Annotated in this window: 15 protein-coding genes; 2 read left to right on the top strand and 13 right to left on the bottom strand. The window is 66.7% G+C overall.

The window, feature by feature from the left end; translation table 11 throughout:
• Nucleotide 1: 1 nt before the first annotated feature.
• Both A6A05_RS05090 and A6A05_RS05095 read left to right on the top strand, forming a co-directional pair.
• Nucleotides 2–844, top strand: coding sequence for an AAC(3) family N-acetyltransferase (locus A6A05_RS05090; protein WP_068498111.1), 843 nt, complete (start codon nucleotides 2–4; stop codon nucleotides 842–844).
• Nucleotides 841–2061, top strand: coding sequence for a polysaccharide deacetylase family protein (locus tag A6A05_RS05095; protein WP_068498113.1), 1221 nt, complete (start codon nucleotides 841–843; stop codon nucleotides 2059–2061). The genes A6A05_RS05090 and A6A05_RS05095 overlap by 4 nt, the downstream gene beginning before the upstream one ends.
• Here A6A05_RS05095 and A6A05_RS05100 read toward each other — a convergent pair.
• The 13 genes from A6A05_RS05100 to A6A05_RS05160 all read right to left on the bottom strand — a co-directional run bounded on the left by A6A05_RS05100 (nucleotide 2055) and on the right by A6A05_RS05160 (nucleotide 19684).
• The gene (locus A6A05_RS05100; RefSeq protein WP_068498115.1) at nucleotides 2055–3107 is read right to left on the bottom strand and encodes a Gfo/Idh/MocA family protein; all 1053 of its coding nucleotides are present in this window, start codon (nucleotides 3105–3107) and stop codon (nucleotides 2055–2057) included. The genes A6A05_RS05095 and A6A05_RS05100 overlap by 7 nt on opposite strands.
• Before the next feature lie 10 nt (nucleotides 3108–3117).
• The gene (locus A6A05_RS05105) at nucleotides 3118–4215 is read right to left on the bottom strand and encodes a DegT/DnrJ/EryC1/StrS family aminotransferase (protein WP_068498117.1); all 1098 of its coding nucleotides are present in this window, start codon (nucleotides 4213–4215) and stop codon (nucleotides 3118–3120) included.
• Between the two features lie 126 nt (nucleotides 4216–4341).
• Nucleotides 4342–6186 (bottom strand): asparagine synthase (glutamine-hydrolyzing), encoded by a 1845-nt coding sequence (gene asnB, locus A6A05_RS05110; RefSeq protein WP_068498120.1) that lies wholly within the window; start codon nucleotides 6184–6186, stop codon nucleotides 4342–4344.
• Nucleotides 6187–6189: 3 nt separating this feature from the next.
• On the bottom strand, nucleotides 6190–7281 hold the full coding sequence (locus tag A6A05_RS05115) for a glycosyltransferase family 4 protein (RefSeq protein WP_156520914.1): 1092 nt from the start codon (nucleotides 7279–7281) through the stop codon (nucleotides 6190–6192).
• Between the two features lie 95 nt (nucleotides 7282–7376).
• Entirely contained in the window at nucleotides 7377–8558 is a 1182-nt protein-coding gene (locus A6A05_RS05120) for a glycosyltransferase family 4 protein (RefSeq protein WP_082910712.1), read from the bottom strand.
• Nucleotide 8559: 1 nt separating this feature from the next.
• Entirely contained in the window at nucleotides 8560–10509 is a 1950-nt protein-coding gene (gene asnB / locus A6A05_RS05125; protein ID WP_068498125.1) for an asparagine synthase (glutamine-hydrolyzing), read from the bottom strand.
• Nucleotides 10510–10516: 7 nt separating this feature from the next.
• Nucleotides 10517–11629: a DegT/DnrJ/EryC1/StrS family aminotransferase gene (locus tag A6A05_RS05130; RefSeq protein ID WP_068498127.1), complete on the bottom strand. Its 1113-nt coding sequence runs from the start codon at nucleotides 11627–11629 to the stop codon at nucleotides 10517–10519.
• 3 nt (nucleotides 11630–11632) lie between these two features.
• Nucleotides 11633–13231 carry a Gfo/Idh/MocA family oxidoreductase gene (locus A6A05_RS22075; RefSeq protein ID WP_216635750.1) on the bottom strand — a complete coding sequence of 533 codons (1599 nt, stop codon included), beginning with the start codon at nucleotides 13229–13231 and terminating at the stop codon, nucleotides 11633–11635.
• Between the two features lie 65 nt (nucleotides 13232–13296).
• Complete coding sequence (locus tag A6A05_RS05140; protein ID WP_068498129.1) at nucleotides 13297–14367, bottom strand: UDP-N-acetyl glucosamine 2-epimerase; 1071 nt, start codon at nucleotides 14365–14367, stop codon at nucleotides 13297–13299.
• Entirely contained in the window at nucleotides 14364–15227 is an 864-nt protein-coding gene (locus A6A05_RS05145) for a glycosyltransferase family 2 protein (RefSeq protein WP_068498131.1), read from the bottom strand. Before A6A05_RS05145 ends, A6A05_RS05140 begins: the two co-directional genes overlap by 4 nt.
• The gene (locus tag A6A05_RS05150) at nucleotides 15224–16792 is read right to left on the bottom strand and encodes a B12-binding domain-containing radical SAM protein (protein ID WP_216635751.1); all 1569 of its coding nucleotides are present in this window, start codon (nucleotides 16790–16792) and stop codon (nucleotides 15224–15226) included. The genes A6A05_RS05145 and A6A05_RS05150 overlap by 4 nt, the downstream gene beginning before the upstream one ends.
• Before the next feature lie 55 nt (nucleotides 16793–16847).
• Complete coding sequence (locus A6A05_RS05155) at nucleotides 16848–18443, bottom strand: GMC family oxidoreductase (RefSeq protein WP_068498136.1); 1596 nt, start codon at nucleotides 18441–18443, stop codon at nucleotides 16848–16850.
• Nucleotides 18440–19684: an NAD-dependent epimerase/dehydratase family protein gene (locus A6A05_RS05160; protein WP_068498138.1), complete on the bottom strand. Its 1245-nt coding sequence runs from the start codon at nucleotides 19682–19684 to the stop codon at nucleotides 18440–18442. The genes A6A05_RS05155 and A6A05_RS05160 overlap by 4 nt, the downstream gene beginning before the upstream one ends.
• Nucleotides 19685–19686: the final 2 nt, after the last annotated feature.

Raw genomic sequence — 19686 nt, forward strand, 5'->3', positions numbered from 1 at the left:
CGTGTGGGACCAAGCGGCGCTTGAACGGCACCTGGCCGCCCTCGGCCTGACGGCGGGGGACCATGTGCTGATGCGGGCGTCGCTGCGGCGCCTGGGCGCCGTCGCCGGCAATCGCGCCGACATGCTGATCGACGCCACCTTGCGGGTGATCGGTCCGACCGGCACCCTGGCGGTGCTGGCCTTTCATCCGGTGGTGCCCTTTCCCGGCCTGAGGCGCGGTCTGGCGCCGGTGGCGTCGGACGACCCGCCGTCCAGTGGCGGCTTGGCCGTCGCCGTGGCGGCGCGGCCCCAGGCACGGCGCAGCGCCCATCCCGCCTGCGGCTGGGCCGCCATCGGCGCCGGGGCGCAAGCGCTGCTGGACGGCCATGACGGGGACGTTTCCTGCTTTCATCCGATCGCCGCCCTGGCCGGGATGGGCGGCAAGCTGGTCAATGTCGGCAACGTCACCGACAGCCCGGGCTTTTCCACGGTGCATTACATCCAGGACCAATTGGGCCTGTCGCGCCGCAACCTGCTGGCCGGGCGGATCGGCTTGCGCACCGCGTCCGGGCTTTACCATCTGCAGGATTTTCCCGGTTGCAGCCAAGGGTTCGGGCGGTTGTACGGCGCCTATGTCGAGGCCGGCATCCTGCGGGCCGGGCCGGTCGGCGATTCCTATGCCATCGCCGCTGCTGCCCGCGACCTGATGGCGGTGGAAAGGCCGCTGCTGCGGGCCGACCCCACCGCGCCCCTGTGTCGCGATCCCCGCTGCATGCATTGCCGGGGCCTGGTCACCTATAACAAGCGCGACTGGCCGCGCTTCTGGGCCGGCTGGGCCTGGCGCAAGCTGACGGGACGCCGATGACGCGCCAGGACCATCTCGACCGCGTCGTCGGCCTGTGGCTGGGTTTGCCGGCGGGGCAATCGCCGCCCCGGCTGCCCGACGAGTTGGCGGCGCTGCTGCTGCGCGACGAGGAGCGCCGTTCGGCCCATCGCGACCCGTGGGGTTGCTGGGAATTTCCTTTTTCCGACAATTTCCAGCGCGGCCGTCTGTTCGAGCCCGAGATCGATGCCTGGCTGGCCGGTCAGCGCGCCCGACTGGCCGCCGACGGGGTGCGGCTGGAGCCCCTGTGGCCCGACGGTCATGCCTTCGCCCTGGCGGTCAGCCACGACGTCGATGACTTGTCCCATCAGGTGACGCCCGGTCAGTGGCTGCGCTCGGCCCGGCTGCGCATGGGCGCCGACGGCTGGCGCGCGCGGCTGAAGGCGGCTTTGGCCACCGTGCCGGCCAGCCTGTGGCAGGTGCGCCTGCTCAGCAGGGCTCCCGACCTGGCGGCCAGTGTCGAGCGGGCCTTGGCCATCGAGACCGAACTGGGTGTCCGGGCCTCGTGGTTCTTCACGGTGTGGCCGTGCGCCAAGCCGCATCCGGTCGATTGCGTCTATCGCCTGGACGATCCCTGCCGGTTCGAGGGGCGGGTCCGGCCGGTGGGCGAGGTGGTGCGCGCCATCGCCGAACGCGGTCACGAGGTCGGATTGCACGGCAGTTTCGCCAGCGCGCTGGAACCGGGACTGCTGGCCGATCAGGCCCAGACCCTGGCCCGGGCCAGTGGCCGGCCGGTGCGGGCGACCCGGCAGCATTGGCTGCATTGGCGGATCGATCATACCCCGGCCTTGCAGCAAGCCGCCGGCCTGGAAGTCGATGGCACGCTGGGGTTCAACGATGGGGTGGGGTTTCGTGCCGGCACCAGTCTGCCGGTGCCGCTGTGGGACGAAAGCCGCCAGCGCGAGGTTGGCGTGCTGGCGCTGCCTCTGGCCGTGATGGACGTGGCGCTGTTCCGCCCCGGCGCCCTGGGGCTGGACCTGGCGCTGGCGCTGTCCCTCAGCGATCGGCTGGTCGGCCGGGTGGCCGAACTGGGCGGGCTGGTGTCGCTTCTGATCCATCCCAGCCATCTGGCCGAGCCCCGGGTCGAGAGCCTGTTTCGCCATGTGGTGGCCAAGGCCCGGGCGCAAGGCGCCTGGACCGCCACCCACGGCGAGATCCTGGATCATTGGACCCGGCGGGCGGCGGCGCTGGGTTACTGACCGCCCAGGCGGCAACGTTGCGGCCGAAAGCGCAAGGGGATGGTGCGGCCGGTTTCCGCCGCCTCGTAGATGGCGTTGATCAGTTCCAGCGAGCGCCGCCCGCCCAGCCCATCGACCAGTCCGGCCCGGCCGTCGCGGATGGCGCCGACGACGCCCCGCAGATATTGCTCCAGGTTCCAGGCGGGGATGGGCGGAGTGGTGCCCGCCGTCTGGAAGATGGCGGCGTCCCCGGGCTGGGGTTCGGTGAAGCTCCAGCTTTTCAGTTCGTTCATGAAGAAGCCGCCGATCTCCACCGCGCCCTTTTCGCCAAGCAGGCTCAGCGAGCCTTCCAGATCCTTGGGACGCGCGCCGGTGGTGGCCTCGATCACCCCCAGGGCGCCCGAGGTGAAGCGCAAGACGGCGATGCCGGTATCCTCGGCCTCGATGTCGGCCAGGCGGGTGGCGGTCATGGCCTGCACCGATTCGACCTCGCCCATCATCCAGATCAGCATGTCGATGTGATGGGCCGCCTGGTTGGTCAGCACGCCGCCATCCTGCGCCCAGGTGCCGCGCCACGGCCGCTGGTCGTAATAGGCCTGGTGGCGCGCCCAGCGTACCCGCACGGTGCCCATCACCATCTTGCCGAAGCGGCCGGCCTCGACCGCCTGGCGCAGGGCGACCACCGGCGGGTTGTAGCGGTTTTGCTTGACCACGAAGATCTTGGCCCCGGCCTGGTCGCAGGCAGCGATCATGGAATCGGCGTCGTCGATCTTCAGGGCCATCGGCTTCTCGATGACGAAATGGCGGCCGTATGGGGCCAGGGCCAAAACCCGGCCGGCATGATCGCCCGACGGCGTCAGGATCGAGAAGGCGTCGAACGCGACCGTTTCGGCCATCTGTCCGGCATCGGTGAAGAAGGGCACCCCCAGTTTCTCGCCCAGGCGGCGGGCGGTGTCGAGGTCGCGGTCGCAGACCGCCACGATCGAGGCGTCGGCGATGCGGCCGACGGCTTCGACATGTTTGGCGGCGATGGTGCCGCAGCCGACCAGGGCGAAACGGACGGTCAAGCTCTTCTCCTTACAACGCGGCCTTCAGATGGTCGCAGACATGATCGATCTGCGCATCGGTCAGTTCGGGGTACATCGGCAGGCTGAGGACCTGATCCTGGTAAGCCGAGGCGACCGGAAAATCCTGTGGCCGGTGACCCAGATGGGCATAGGCGGTCAGGTTGGGCAAGGCGATGGGATAATGGATTCCGGTGGCGATCCCGGCCTCGGCCAGCGCGGCCTGAACCCGCTGGCGTTCGGCCAGCCTGATCACGAACAGGTGGTAGACGTGCCTGCCGCCCGCCGGGTCCGACGGCAGCGGCAGGCCGCTATCGGCGAGATTGGCCAGATAGCGGGCGGCGACACGGCGGCGCGCCTCGGTCCAGGCCGGCAGATGGCGAAGCTTGACGGTCAGGACCGCCGCCTGCAGGCCGTCGAGGCGGCTGTTGACGCCCTCGAATTCATGGTCGTACTTCGACATGCGGCCGTGGTTGGCGGTCATCCGCACGCGGCGTGCCAGGTCGTCATCGTTGGTGATCACCGCGCCGGCATCGCCATAGGCCCCCAGATTCTTGCCGGGATAGAAGCTGAAGGCGGCGGCGTCGCCGAAGGTCCCGATCATGCGTCCGTCAAGGGTGGCGCCATGGGCCTGGGCGCAATCCTCGACCACCTTCAGCCCGTGGCGCCGGGCAAGATCCATGATCGCCGCCATGTCGGCGGGGCGGCCGTAAAGGTGCACCGGCACGATGGCCCGGGTCCTGGGCGTGATGGCCCTGCCCAGGGCGGCGACGTCGATATTGCAGGTGGCGGGATCGCAATCGACGAAGACCGGGCTGGCGCCGGCATTGCTGATCGCCTCGGAACTGGCGATGAAGGAATTGGCGACGGTGATCACCTCGTCTCCGGGCCCGACGCCCAACCCGCGCAAGGCCAGGGTCAGGGCGTCGGTGCCGTTGCCGACGCCGATGCAATGCGGGGTTCCGACGAAGGCGGCGAAGGCTTGCTCGAAGGCGCTGACGGCGTTGCCGCCGACGAAGGCGGAGGAATCGACGACCGTGGCGATGGCGGCATCCACCTCGTTCTTGATGCTTTGATACTGGGCCTTGAGATCCACGAACGGAATCTTCATCGATCACACCATCCCCATGTTCTGGCGCTTCCGCGCGATAGTGTTATGCCTCGACTCGCGGCCTTCGTCGATGAGCCGTTTTCCGATGCGGGCGCGCTCTTTCTGTCCGGGCAAGGAAAGATTGCGTCATAGGCTGACCCGGAAGACCTTGCCCCAGGCGGCGAAGCTGATGACGCGCCACAGGGTGAAGTCGAAGGGACGTCGTCCGGTCATCATGTCGTCCGTCAGCTGTTGCAGGGCGGAGGGGACGAACAATGTGGGAAACCGCCGTGCCGCCTCTGCCACCATCTCGTTCACCAAGGTGCGCGCGGGTCCGGCCAGCCAGCTCTTTTCGGGGGTGGCGAAGCCGATCTTGTCTTGGCGGTCGCGAATGAGGTTGGGCAGGATTCCGTCCATCGCCCGGCGCAGAAGCCATTTGGTTTCCCCGCCGACGATTTTGTGCTGGCCGCCTAGTCCGACCGACAGCTCCACCAGCCGGTAATCCAGGAACGGCAGCCTTGTTTCGATGCCGTGAGCCATGCTGTTACGGTCCTCGTAATGCAGCAGCATGGGCAAGCTGGTCTCGTTCATCTGGCTTTCGATCAACCGCTCCAGGTCGGCGGTCGCGGGCAGAGGCTGGTGGCGGCCGCGCGCTGTCTCGGGGCGCAGCCACGGGGATCGACCGGTTCGGCGCAGGCGGCGCAGGGCCAGCCGCCCGGCCTCGGGCAGTGCCGCTCGGAGCAGGACCGCGGCCTGCCAAGCTGCCGGGGTTCCATGGCGCCGGCGTTGAGCCGCCAGTTCCGCCGCCAGGGTGCCCAGCCGCCCCTGGCGCAGCAGGCCGGCATGGTAGGCGGTGAACGCGGGGTGGTAGCCGGCCAATTGCTCGTCGGCGCCTTGGCCGTCCAGCATTACCGGGACGCCCGCCGCCCGTGCCGCCTCGAAGACCCGCCACTGGGCGAAGACGCTGGTGCTGGCGAAGGGGCCGTCTTGATGAAACACCAGACGATCCAGCAGCGCGGCCAGGTCGGCACCGTCCGGGTGAACCGCGATCGGGTGTGCCGGGACGGCCGCGTTGACCACGTCGATGAACCGACCTTCATCCACGGCCTCGCCGTCATAGCGGGCGCTGACGGTGGTCAGGGGGCTGCCGAGGCTGCGCGCCGCCAAGCAGACGATGGCGCTGGAATCGAGTCCACCGGACAGGCACGATCCGACCGGGACGTCGGCACGCAGCCTCAGGTTGACGGAATCGCTCATCAGTTCGGCGAAGCGCGCGATGGCGATGTCGGGCGGCAAGGGCCGGCTGCCGCAGGCAGGCAGGGCGTACCAGCGTCTGATTGCGGGCGTGGCGCCCGGCTCAAGCGACAACGAGGCGCACTCGCCGCCGCGAATCTGGCGAACGTCGGCGAACAGCGTTTCGGCCGAATGGTCGAAGACGCCCCAGGTGAGGAAGTCGGTCGCCGTGTTGGGGTCCAAAGTGGCGACGAAACCCGGGACGGCGGTGAACTGCTTGATCTCGGAGGCGAAGGCGACGGCACCGCCAGGACCTCGCCAGAAATACAAGGGCTTGACGCCGAAGCGGTCGCGGGCGGCGAAAAGCCGGTTGGCAGCCTGATCCCACAAGACGAAGGCGAACATGCCATTGAAGCGGTCCAGGCAGGATTCGCCCCATTGCGCATAGGCCGACAGCAGCACCTCGGTATCGCTGCGCGTGCGGAAGGAATGGCCCAGCGATTCGAGTTCGGCACGGAGCTCCGGGTGGTTGTAGATCTCGCCGTTGTAGACGACGCTCAGTCGAGGTTCCGTTCGGCTCATCGGCTGCGCCCCATCCGCCGACAAATCGACGATGGCCAGCCGCCGGTGCCCCAGGGCGAGCAGGCCGGCCGCGGTGTCATGCTCGTGCCACCCCTCGCCGTCGGGGCCGCGATGGGCGACGGCCGCGATGGCTGCGCGCGTGGCCGGCAGGCCGACGGATGCCCAGATGCCGCACATTGTTCAGCCGTCTCCAAGGGCGGCGAAAGCCGATATCAGGTGGGCCCGTTCGTTTTCCCAGCAAAGATGGCGCGAGGCCTCGATGGCGCGGCGCTTGGCGGCGTCGATGCCCGGGCGGTCGAAACTGTTGATCGCCTCGGCGATGGCGTGCGGCGTATCTGCGTCGATGACGTGACCCAGGGCGTGACGACGCAGCAGGGCGGTCATTTCGTCGCTGTCGCTGACGCATAGCGCCAAGCCGGCCATGGCGTACTCGAAGAATTTGTTCGGTAGACAATAGCGGGATTGGTTGGAAATCGGCGGAATGGGGTGGATTCCGACATCCGAACGATTGGCCGCCGCGACCATGTCGGACGGGGGAACCGGTGGGTCGAAAACGATGCGATCGGCCGCCAGGGTGGCGGCTAGTGCTTTCAAGTGATCGACGATTGCCGGCTCGCCCGGTCCGCGCAGGCGAAGGCGGAATTCCTGCCGCCATAGTGGCACGCTGCGGATCAGGGTCTCCAATCCCCGGTCGGCCCGGATCAAGCCCTGGTAAAGCACCTCGACGATGTCGCCGCATGGGCGGAACGGGCTCTCGACCAACGGCACGGTGTTGCGGACCACCAGCGGGGCCGTGCGCAGGCCGTGATCCGACTGCATCATGGCGGCGATGCGATCGCCCACGGTGAATACCGCCGCCGCGTCCTTGATGAAGCGGGTTTCGATCGCTCGGACGAAGGGCGACACCAAAAGGCGCCAGGTCCAGCGATCCGCTCCTTCCTCGACGGCGTATTCATGGCTGTCATAGACGAAGCGAGCGCGGTGCGTCTCGGCCAGGCGACAGGCGATCGGCAAGGTGGACCAGTCATTGGCGACGAACAGGTCGGCCTTGATATCACAGGCGCAGGCGGCCATCGCCCGATTGTGTGCCATGCTCCAATAGATCGGCTCGGCCAGGGCGGGAAGCCAGCGACAGGCGGCCATGCCCAACACCCTCAACCATCGGGGAAGGTGCGAGGGACCGGTGGGGTCGATGGCTCTCGTCTCCCATTCCGGGGCCGCTCCCTTGGCGCCGGGCAGGCCGATGGCGACGACCGTGTGCCCTGCTTCCACCAACGCGTCGCCATGGCGACGGACGCGGGCGTCGTCTGCAATGGGGGAAAACGAGAGATGGCAAATCTTCACGGCGGCGCCTTTCGATCCGCCTACTATAGCCAGGCGAGGTGGCGGGTAAAGCGTGCCGACACTGCCTGGGAGACGACGAGGGCGGCGAGCCCCAGCAAAATCGCCAAGCGTCGGGCCGGGCCGGGGCGATGGCTCCGCCGCAGATGGGTCAGGCGCTGCTCTAGCCGGATGACGTCTTTGGTCAGGTCGGCGCGCTCGGCCACCAGGGCGGGGCCACTGGATTTCAGGCGGGTGCGCAGTTCGGGGTCGTCGATCAGACGAGAGATGGTCGCCGCCAGCGCTGTCGGATCGATCGGCGTGACCAACGCGGTTCGACCGGGATCGACCCAGTCCTGGTAGTGAGGAAGGTCGGCGACCACCGGGGGGCAACCGCAGGCCATCGCCTCCAGCAGCGATTGCGGCACGCCGTCCGAGGTCGGCACCGAGACCATGATCTCGGCCAAGCCGTACCAAGCGGGCATTTCCTCGGCCGTGGCGGCCCCGGGGAAAATGACTTTCCCATCCAGGCCGGCCTCGGTGACCCGCGAGCGTAGGCGGGTCGCGTAAGCCGGATCGCCCGCGTCGCCGAGCACCGCCAATACAAGGTCGGCATGGACGGCGGCAAGGCGAGCGAAGGCGTCGATGATCACGTTGATATTGTAGAACGGGCGCAGGGCGCGAGGGCTCAGGATGACGCGTGCCGCCGGGTCCAGGCCCAGCCGCCGACGCAGATCACTTCCGTCGGTCGGGCGGAAGCGGGAGATATCGACCCCCCAGACCAGTGGCAGGATGCGGTCGCGGCCCACCCCCAGGGCTTCAAGTCGCCGACTCAAGGTCTCTGATTTCGAGGTGACGAGGTCGGCAGAGTTCAGAAGAGACCGGGTCAGCCATCGCTCCAACCGCCCCAGCGGCACCTGCTCGTCGTCGAGCAGGTCGCCGCCCATGACGCTGACCACCAGCGGGCGCCGGCCCGGGGCGGCCAGCCAGGCACCGTATCCAGCGGCGTAATGGACGTGGACGCAATCGCATGGCCAGGCGGTCAAGTGGCGCCGCATCATGCGCAGGCGGGCAAAGGTTCCGCCATCGGGCAGCGGGCAGGTTGCCACGTTGGCGGCCACGCCCCGGACCTCGCTCAGCAACGCGACTTCGTGGCCGCGTGCCGCCAGGGCCTGGCACCGTTGCTGCACATGCGCGCTGTTCGCGTTGCCTACCGCTAGGATACGCATCTCAGTCCCCCCCGAGATCCAGGCCCTTTCCCCACCGTTCCAGCCAGGCCGACGCCATCAGCACGCCCCACACGGCGTCATAGGTCCGTCCCGGTGGTCGGTCGGCCAGGAAATCGCGCCAGTGGTCCTGGACTCGGGCAACGTCGAACAACCCCCAGGCTGACAGCCGTGCCGGGGCCAACATCTCTTCGGCCCACGCGCGCAGCGGGCCGCGCATCCAGAGGGTCATGGGCATGTGGAAGCCCATCTTGGTCCGATCGATCAGGCGCTTCGGCACCCGGCGATCCAGCATCAATCTCAGCGGCCACTTGGTGGCCACACCCTTTCGTCTGGCGCCGGGAGGGATTCTGCAAGCCAATTCCACCACGCGGTGGTCGAGCAAAGGCATTCGGACCTCCAGGCCGACCGCCATGCTGGCGCGGTCCACTTTGGGCAGCAGATCGTCGGGGAGCACGGTCACCGAATCGGCGTATTGCATGCGGACCAGCGGGTCGGCGACAGCTCTGGGCAATTCGCGCCATTCGGCGGGATGGCGCTGTCCGTGGGCGAAGGTCACCGGCGGTTGATCCCACACCCACTGACTGGTGGCGTAATAGCGGTCGATCGTGGGCAGGGCGAGCAGGGTGCGAATGACCGGCAGGCTTTGACGGGCGTCCGCCAGCAGGCCGAGCCGCCGCATGGGCGCGGCCAGCGCCGAGTCCGGGACCACCCCAAGGACGGCCGCCGCAGCGGGGCGAAGGAATGCCGGCAGCCGCGCCACCGCCTGCCATTGGGCCGCACGCTCCCAGTAGCGGTCGTATCCGCCGAACAGTTCGTCGCCGCCGTCTCCGGACAGCGCCACGGTGACGCGCTCTCGCGCCAGGGCCGACACCAATCGGGTGGGAACCTGCGAACCGTCGGCCATCAGTTCGTCGTGGGTGTCTGCCAGCCTGGGGATCACGGTCAGGGCGTCGGCGGCGGTGATGCTGCGCTGGTGGTGGTCGGTGCCCAGATGGTCGGCGACCGCCTTGGCGTTCCCGCTTTCGTCGAATCCGGGCTCGCCGTAGCCGATGGCGAAAGTCGATAGCGACCTGTTATGCCCCTCGGCCGCCAAGGCCGTTACCGTCGTGGAATCGATTCCGCCCGACAAGAATGCCCCGGTGGGAACGTCGGCGATCAGATGATCCGACACCACCCGGGGCAGCAACGCCTCCATGGCCTCGGCGATGGCGGCGTCGGACGACGGCAGGGGATCGCGACATCCAGCCGCCACCGCCTGGGCCAACGACCAATAGCGGACCAGGTCCGGCGGGCGACCGGGGCAGAACACCAGCGCCGTCCCGGGGGGAAGCGATTCCACGCCGGCATAGATGGTTGCCTGTGATGGCACGTACAATCGCGAGAAGAATGCGGCGAAGGATTCTCGGTCCAGCGCCGGGCGCCAGTCGGGATCGGCGCGCAGGGCTTTCAACTCGGACGCGAAGGCCAAGCCGCCGGCGTGTAGGCGCCAGTAAAGTGGTTTCATGCCCATACGGTCACGCGCCAGGACCAGGCGACGATTGCCGCCGTCCCACAGGCCGAAGGCGAACATGCCGGTCACCCGGCGCAGTGCGGTTTCGACGCCCCAGGCAACACAGGCTGCCAGCAGCACTTCGCTGTCCGAGCGGCTGCGGAAGGAATATCCCGCTGCTTCCAAATCTCGGCGCAGTTGGGCGGCGTTATAGATCTCGCCGTTGTAGATCAGGGTGTAATCGCCATGGGCAGTGCGCATGGGCTGGGCCGCGGCGTCGGACAGGTCGATCACCGCCAGGCGGCGATGGGCCAGGGCGACGCCGGCGGCCGCATCGACCCAGACGCCCTCGCCGTCGGGGCCACGGTGGGCCAGCGTTGCCGCCATGGCCTGCGCGCGGCGACGCAATTCGTCGGGATGCCCGGCCAATTCGTGTTGGATGAAGCCGGCAATCCCGCACATGGTGCGGCTACGAGGACAAGAAGACGACGATCCGGTCGACCACCTCGGCCAATTGGGCTGGCGTCAACTCGGGATAAATAGGCAGAGCCAAGGTGGTCATCGCGGCGGCCTCGGCGACTGGCAGGCTTCCCGGGCCGTAGCCCAGGTCGGCGAAGCATTCCTGTCGATGCAACGGAACCGGATAATAGACCTCGCATCCGATGCCGCAGGCCTTGAGATGTTGCATCAGCGCGTCGCGGCGTGGCGTGGAAACGACGTACTGATTGAAGATATGCCGGCCGGGACGGGTCGTTGGCGTGCGCAGCAATTCGGCGGGCAAACTGGCAAGGGCATCGTCGTAGAAGCGTGCGTTGCGCTGGCGGGCGGCGGTCCAGCCATCCAAATGGGGCAACTTGACCCGCAGGACGGCGGCTTGCAGGGCGTCGAGGCGGAAGTTGCCACCGATTAAGGCGTGGTGATACTTCGGCTTCGAGCCGTGGGCGCGCAACACCCGCAGGCGTTCGGCCAAGGCGGGGTCGTCGGTGACCACCATTCCCCCGTCACCGAAACAGCCAAGATTCTTGGATGGAAAGAACGAAAAGCAGGCCATGTTGCCGACCGAGCCGGCGCGACGGCCTTGGTCGTCCTCAGCGCCGATGGCTTGGGCGGCGTCTTCGACGATGGGCACGCCGTGACGGTCAGCGATGGCGGCCAGCGCGTCCATGTCGGCGCATTGACCGAACAGGTGCACCGGCAATATCGCCTTGGTCGCCGAGGTGATCGCGGGTTCCACCAGGGCGGGGTCGATGTTCCAGGTGTCGCGGTCGATATCGACGAAGACCGGCCGGGCACCCAGGCGGGCGATGGCGCCGGCGGTGGCGAAGAACGAGTAGGGTGTGGTGACCACCTCGTCTCCCGGCCCGACACCCAGCGCCATCAGCGTCGCCAGCAACGCATCGGTGCCACTGGAAACGCCGATGCCGTGGGCCACGCCGCAATAGGCCGCGATCTCGGCTTCCAGCGCTTCGACCTCGGGGCCGAGGATGAAATGCTGGCTGGCCATCACGCGATCGACGGCGGCACGAAGGTCGGCTTCCAGCAGGGAGAACTGGGCCTTGAGATCGAGAAGGGGGACCGCCATGGCTCAGGACCCTTGCATTTCGACCAAGGTGACCGTGTCGCCGTCCAGCCGGTAGGTCGATCCGCAGGCGGGACAAGCAAATCCCTCCGGCGACGGGGTCGGCAGTTTGACGCCGCAGGCGCAGACATGGCCGATGGGCCTGGCCGGATTGCCGGCGACGATGGTGTGGTCGGGCACGTCGCGGGTGACCACGGCCCCGGCCCCGACAAAGCAGTACCGTCCCAAGGTGTGACCGCAGACGATGGTGGCGTTGGCGCCGATGGTCGCGCCGCGCTTGACCAGGGTCGGGCGGTATTCGTGCTTACGCTCGATCTCGGCGCGCGGATTGTGGACGTTGGTAAAGACCATCGACGGACCGCAAAAAACACCGTCTTCCAACGTCACGCCGGGATAGACGCTGACGTTGTTCTGGATCTTGCAATGGTCGCCGATGGTGACGTCGGGGCCGATGACCACATTCTGGCCGATATTGCACCCGCTGCCGATCTGGCTATTCTTGAGAACGTGCGAGAAGTGCCAGATTCGAGACCCGGGGCCGATTTCAGCCGGCTCGTCGATGATTGCCGTTTCATGCGCATAGAAGGACGCCGGGGCGGGGGGGGGCGCCATTCTAACCGGTTTGCCGGCTTCCATGGCCCGTTGCGAGGCATCAAGGACGCGCAGCACGCGAAGACCCTCGGCACCATCGGTCCGCGGCCGGGCTCCGGTCGCTGCGCAGTCCAGGAAATGGGTACATTCCAGGGTCAGCGGCTCGCCGGGTTCCACGGGGATGTCGATGCTTTCCGCCTTTGAGGCCTCGGGGACGCCGTTGTGCCATTCGACCTTGTGCGGGAACAGCTTCAGTTTTTCCGGCCAGGGACGGGTGTCCTCGAACACCGCCATGCCCTGGTCGCCGACCACTACCAGGCGCTGTTCCTTGAAGGGGTTCAGCCACGACACGAAGATGTGGGCAGCCTGGCCGGACTTAAAGGTCAGGTGGGTGGTGGTGACGTCGGCGATGGTGCGGTGAAGATAGGAATGGCCGACCGTCGTCACCTGCTCCAACTCGCCGGGAAACAGCGACAGGATCATGGATATGTCATGGGGAGCGAAGCTCCACAGGGTGTTTTCCTCGGTTCGGATCTTTCCCAAATTCAAGCGGTTGGAATAGATGTATTGCAGCCGGCCGAGACGCCCGTTTTCGACGCACAGCGTCTTAAGGGCCAGGAAGGCGGGATGATACTGCATCAGATGTCCGACCATCAGGACGCAGCCAGCGCGTTCTGCCAGCGTCACCAACGCTTCGGCATCGGTGACCGACAGGGCCAATGGTTTCTCGACGAAAACGTGCTTGCCTGCTTCCAGCGTCTCGCGCACCAAGGTGGCGTGGGTCTCGGCCGGAGTGGCGATGACGACGGCGCCGATACCGGGTTCCGCCAGGATTTCCGGAACGGTCAGGGGGCGGACATGATATTGCGCGGCAATACGCGCGGCCAGCGCTCCGTCACGGTCCGAGACCGCTTCCAGCGCGCCCAGTGCGGCGAAGTTCCGGACAAGGTTCTTGCCCCAATAACCGCAGCCAATGACGGCAAGGCGAGGATGGCCGATGGCTCTAGAGTTCACGGTAACACTCTTATCCAGATCACAATCACGCCAACCTAGGTAATTTAATACACGAAGGCAATCGATCAGGCGATCGCGGCCAGACGGTGGGCGATGGTCCTGCCGGCATGACCATCGCCGAAAGGTCGCGGCAGAGCCTTGTCCAGTCGCCGCTCTGCCCAAGCGGCGGCCGCGGCCAACGCATCTGGGTCGGCTGCGACAACCCTGGTGGCGTCCAGGGTCAGAAGTTCCGGCCACGGCGATTCCGTCGAGACCGTCAGGCTACGGCGTCCGAAGAAGAAGGCTTCCTTCGGAAGCCCGCCTGAGTCGGTTACCACAAAGGCGCACTGGTCGAGGGCGCCTAGAAGGCTGAGATAATCCAAAGGATCGCACACCGTGACGTTGACGGGGACGGGGGCGGCCAGGTTGCTCAGGGCCTTGCGCGTGCGCGGGTGGCATGGCAATAGCACCGGCCGTCCCAAACCGCCCAGGCCAGAGATCAGCGCCGCCAGTCGGGCGGGGTCGTCAGCGTTCTGTGGTCGGTGCAGGGTGGCCAGCACGAATCCGGCCGGCACCGGAAAGGGTGGCGCCAGCGGGCGGAAGCGGCGGACGGCGTCGAGCATGACGTCGCCGCTGACCACGATCTCGCCGGTGACCGCCTCGAGGCGCAGATTGGCGGCCGCCGCCTCTGATGGGCAGAACAGCCAGGCAGCGGCGTGATCGGCGACGATTCGGTTGAATTCCTCAGGGTGATCGCGGTTGCCCATGCGCGGTCCCGCTTCAACATGGGCGATAGGCAGGCGCGCCTGCTCGGCGGCAATGGTCGCCGCCAGGGTCGATGTGGTATCGCCGTACAGCAGGACCACGTCGGGGCGCCAGCGGGCGAATTCGTCGGCCAAGGCGGCGAGCATGGCGGCGGTCATCGCCGACAGGCTGGATCCATTAATGTTCAGGTTGACGGCCGGTTCGGGGATGCCCAGCTGCCGAAAGAACACCCCGCTCATGGAATCGTCGTAATGTTGGCCGGTGTGGACGATACGCTCGTCTATGGGGCGTCCGCCGGTGAGGTTCCAGTCGGCGAACGCCGCCGACACCGCCGCCGCCTTGACCAGTTGCGGCCGGGCTCCGACTATCGTGCACAGGCGGAGCGGCGTCATTCTCGCAGCGAGACCTGGTGGATTTGTTCGGCAAGCAGACCCAAGGCGAAGACGATCACCGCAACCGCCAGTGCGGTGATGCCGCCCCACAAGGCCGCGTTGCCGCCCCCGAGTAGCAGGGCGCCCAGGCAGGACAGCCCCACGGCGGCGCACAAGCCCGAGACCAACAGGAAAAGCTTCAGAGGGTTGTAATAGACGATGGCGGACACGATGTACTGGATTGTCCGCAAGGAATCCCGAAACAGCCGGACCTTGGTGGTGCCGATCCGCTTGTGATAGTCGATGGGGATGTACAGTACCGTGCGCTTCATCAGCATATAGGCCAGCGTGCTGGACGTGGTGAAGCTGAAGCGGTCGGACAGGTGCGGGAAGAACGGCATGATTGCCGAGCGCGAGAACACCCTTAGTCCAGAATTGGGGTCGGGGATGGCGCGGCCGGCGGTGAACTCGACCAGGGCCTGAAGCATGCGGCGCAACGGCGCCTTGACGGCGCTTTCCCGGTAATGGTCGCCGGTGCGGGCGCCGACCACCATGTCCCAGCCCTCTTGGTAACGGCGGATCAGGTCGGGAATGCGATCAATGGGATAGGTGCCGTCGGCATCACTGATGACCACGGTGTCGTTCTTGGCCGCCGCGATGCCCACCTTGAGTGATTGGCCGTAGCCGAGATTCTCTAGGTTTCGGAGAACCCGGGCTCCGGCCGCCGTGGCGATGGGGCCGGTCTGGTCGGTGGAACCATCATCGACGACGATGATCTCGCAATCGGGGAAGCCGGACTCGGTCAATGTGCCGCGAAGTGTCGCCACGGTCTCGGAGATGGCGTCCTCTTCGTTGTAGGCCGGAATGACCACGCTGATCATCGAGTCATCTCCTCGGTCGCCGGGGGCTTCGCTGCGGTCGTCGGGACCTTGTGAACCGTCTGGTATTGGGCCGGTTTGGGCGGGTTGTTATGGAAATCCCACCTTGGCCAGCGGTCGCGGGCGTAATACACAGATGTCACCGACTTGCCGATGGCCGGCATGAAGAAAAACTTGATAGCGTAATACATATCCCAAAAGAATTCGCCGGTCCTGATGCCGCGCAGGAGTCGGCGCGCAATAAACCCTGGATTGTATAGAATGCATTTCTTGTAGGCAAGATCCATATATTTCTGAATGACGTCCAGCGTCAGGTGCCGGTGCGAGAAAAGCGGTTTGTCCGTATAGATGAAATACTCGTCCCAGTCATAGGACTTGACCAGTCCGTCTGCGACATAGCTGTTGAACATCGGCGTTCCGGGAAAGGCGATGGACAGCCCGAACTTCATCATATCGACCGGGATCTTGCTGGCGAACTCGATGGTGTCACGCATGGTTTCTTCGGTGTCGGGCGACAGACCCAGCAGAAAGAATCCATTGGTGTCGATCCCGGCGCGGCGGGCCATCTGGACGGCCGCCTTGCCCTGCTCGATCGACGCCCGGCCACCTTTGCCGAATTGGCGCAGCACGTCGTCGTTACCCGATTCGAATCCGAAGGACACCCGATAGCAGCCGGCCCGGCGCATGATGCGGAACAGTTCTTCGTCGGCGCTTTCGACGCGAATGCCGTTGGTGCAGGTCCACGCCATATCGATTCCGGTCGCGATAATCGCCTCGCAGACGGCTCGGGCCCATTTCTGGTCGGAGGTGAAGATATCGTCGGCCAGCATGAATTCACGGTAGCCCAACTCATACATCCGCTTCACCTCGGCGGCGCACCGTTCCGGTGACTTCTTGCGGTAGCCCTTGGCCATGGTGACCTTGGAGGCGCAGAAATCGCAGGTGAACACGCAGCCCCGCGAGAACTCGGCCATGGTGACCGGCGGCCGGCGGGCCATCAGCCGTGACATCTGCCGGTAGTCGGCGATCGGATACAGGTCCCAGGCTGGAATGGGCAGGTCGTCCAGGTTGGCGATCGGCAGGCGCGGGGCGTTGGTACGGACTTGGTCACCATCGCGGTAGCACAGCCCCGTGATCGATTCCAGGGGGCGCCCGTCGCAATATTCGGTGAAGGTCAGGTCTGCCTCGCCGACGAAGACCGCGTCGCAGCGGGTTTCCATCAGGGTCTCGAACGGCATGGCCGAAGGATGGGCGCCGCCGGCAACCACGCGGATGGCCGGATCGATGTCCTTGATCAGGACCGAAAGGTCGCGCAACTGGTTCATCAGCGCGGTGGTGGCGGTGATGCCCACCACGTCCGCCCTGTGGGCGATGATCTGCTCACGGACCTTGGCGAAGTCGTAAGGCCGCCAGGACATGTCCCAGATGGCGACATCATGGCCGGCGTTCCTCGCTACGGCAGCAACGGTCGCAAGGCCGAGCGTCGGGTGGATCGGGTTGACGATCGAGGCCTTGGCGCCACCGTAACTGGGTGCGTACGAGGGATTAATAAGCAGGATTCGCGACATCATCGATCCGTGGCTGCGAAGAGATTTGCACCTTGATCGGTCGGACTTGGACTCGTCAAGCGTCGAGGAGTGTTTTGGCCAGGCCGCGACCGATGCGATCGGCATTGGCCATGACGGTGAAGGTGTGGTGTTTGGCTGGAATGCGCGGCAAGACGGCGCCGTCGATCAGGTGCAGGCCGGGAACACCCGGCATTTCGCCCAGCCTTCCGGTCACGGTACCCATGGGCAGACTGGCACCGTAATGGACCTCGGCGCCCGGCTGATATGGGCGGAAGGATCCGGGCAGCAGCCATGCGCCACGTTGCGCGAAAAGAGATCGAAGAGTGCGTGCCAGCCTGCGCATGGTCGGTCCGTATTCGGCTGTCACCGCGCCGGTCAGATCCATCCGGCACTGTCCTCCGCCGGTCCGCAGCAAGGTGGCGGTGGACGACGCGTATTCGCCTGGGAGGTAGACAAGGCCGACCATCATTGCCGGTGCCAGGGTGCTGATGGCGCTGACGGCGCCGGCGCGCGACAAAGGCGTTTGGGCGGCGAGATCGGCGATCGACAGGGTTGTCGCGTCGTAAAGCAGGCCCAGGGCGTAATCGTGGGGCTGCGAGCTGAGGGCAAGACGGAAGCTCATCTGCGCCAAGCCGAAGCCGTTCTGGGGTGCGCTCTGCCCGATTCGTGACGGCAGCAGCAAGGCGAAGGCCGCCGCCGGCGCGGACCCCATCGGCACCGGCTGGTCGAAACGACCTGCCGCCTCCAGGGCCATCCGGGTCGATGCGACGGCTCCGGCCCCCACCAGGACTCGGTCAGCCTGCGCCAGAAACGGCGTTCCATCAGCATGGTGCCCGGCAACGGTCAGTCCTCCGGCCGGACCGGCGGAGATGACATCGACCACCACCTTGCGTGACAAGATGAGGTTGGGGTGGCGCTCCAACTCGGCTAGGTCGTAGGCTGCCGAATAGATGGCGCGGCGTGGGCAACCCCACAGGCAGGTCATGTCAAGCGCGCACGGCTGGCGCTCACCTAGGCCTTGGCTCAGCACGGCGTTGCGCGAGCGGCCGAGGCGGAAATCGGAGCAAGGGGCGGTTCGCAAGTGAGTGTCGAGCAATTGGGTCGCGGTCGGCCCCAGTGGCAAGGCCGGCTGCAAGGGCAGGGCGGTTCCATGGATGACGGACATCTCGTCGTCAAGGCAGCCGCTCAGGCCTATTCGTTCGGCCACCGCACGATAGGACGGGGCCAAGTCGTCGGGGGACAAGCCGGTGCCGCTCAGGTCGTCGGCGTCGTACGCGCTGCAGGCTGCTCCCCAGATGTTGCTAAGTCCACCCGGCGTCAGGGTTCCCACCAGCTCGAAGTTCGACACCGACAGGCGGTTTGCCCGGGCATAGTGATCAACGAAGGCGGGCGACGCGGCGGTTCGTAGTTTGGGCGAATAGCCTGACATGTCGCGCAGGCCGCCCAGGTCGTGCCCGACCAGGTGAGCCACTGACCCTGGCCGGCCTGTTCGCAGCTCTGTCAGGGTCGGCCGGTCGGCGGCCGGCGTGGGCAGCGCGGCCTCGCCCGCTTCGATCATCCAGACTCTCAACCCGGCCTGGACCAAAGGAAAAGCGGCGGATACCGACGCCGGCCCGGTGCCAACCACGAGGATGGGCAGGTCCGAACTCATCGATTCCGCCCTGCCAGCCAACGAAAGGGCAGCATCAGGGCCTCGGCGGCGCCGGTCCCGACCAGCCGTGCGATGGCGGCAAGGCGGCCTGGTGGATGGGTGCCCAGACCCGCCTCGGCGATGGTCAGCGCCATGTGCAGGCGGCCGCGCCATCCGTCGGGTGTCAGCGCCCCGGTGGGCGGCTCGATCAGCCGCAACAGCGCCGGACAGCGGGCAGCCAAAGGCGGAAGCATGAGCGGCTGCCCGTCGCCATGGCGCTCGATGCCGCGCACATAGGCGGCGATTTGCTCCTTGCGTGGCCGGCGCCCCGTTACCGAGGCCAAGGCGGCGGCGGCTTCCGTCACCAGTCGCCGTCGCCGGCCCGCTTCGGCGAGGACCTGGGCGGCAGGACGCAGGGATAAGCCCAGTTCGGCCAGGTCATCGGCACTGTCGATTTCCGGCAGGCCGGCCAGACCCATGACCCGTTCCTCGGCAATGGACACTGGGATGGGCAGGCGGTTGACGATCCGCACGGCCAGCAGGACCAGCGGCAAGGGCAGGGGCACAATGGTCAATCCTCTGCCATGAACCGTGCGGGCCAGCAGTTTGAGCCACGCCCCGAAAGCGATGGGGGCCGGATCGGCCAAGCCGAACACCGGCCGGCTCGGACGGGGAAGGGCGGCCATGCGCAGCAGGCCGTCACACACCTCATCCAGGTGGATGGGCTGCACACCCTTGTCAGTTCCGACCATCGGCAGGATCGGCAGCTTGCCGGCCAGGGTCCGCATCGTGCCCCACTGCCCCAACGGCGGACCGCCATAGACCAGGCCGATGCGGGCGGCCAATTCCCCCGGGCCGGTCAGTTCTTGGGTCAGGCGCCACTTGATCCGGCCATAACGGTTGAGCGCGCCGGCCTGGGCCGAGACGCTGGAGGCCAGGATGAAGCGGCCGACGCCAGCCGCCCGGCTGGCGGCCAGCAATGAGCGGAATCCGGTCAGGTTCTCGTCCTGGTCCTCGGGCAGTTCGCTTTCCCATTGGTGCGACAGATGGAGGACCGCGTCGATCGGTCCAAGGTCGCGGTCGGCCTGCAAGGCCAGGGCCGGTACCGGATCGGTCAGCGACCATGCGAACCAACGACAGGGTTCACAGGGGCGACGGCGCGACAGGACCGTGACACGGTGGCCCTGGCACAAGGCGTGCCGGAGGAGGTGTTGTCCGATATAGCCGGATGCGCCGGTGATCAGCAGATGAAGTCCGGACATGA

This window comes from Magnetospirillum moscoviense, assembly GCF_001650635.1.
GTDB lineage: Bacteria > Pseudomonadota > Alphaproteobacteria > Rhodospirillales > Magnetospirillaceae > Magnetospirillum > Magnetospirillum moscoviense.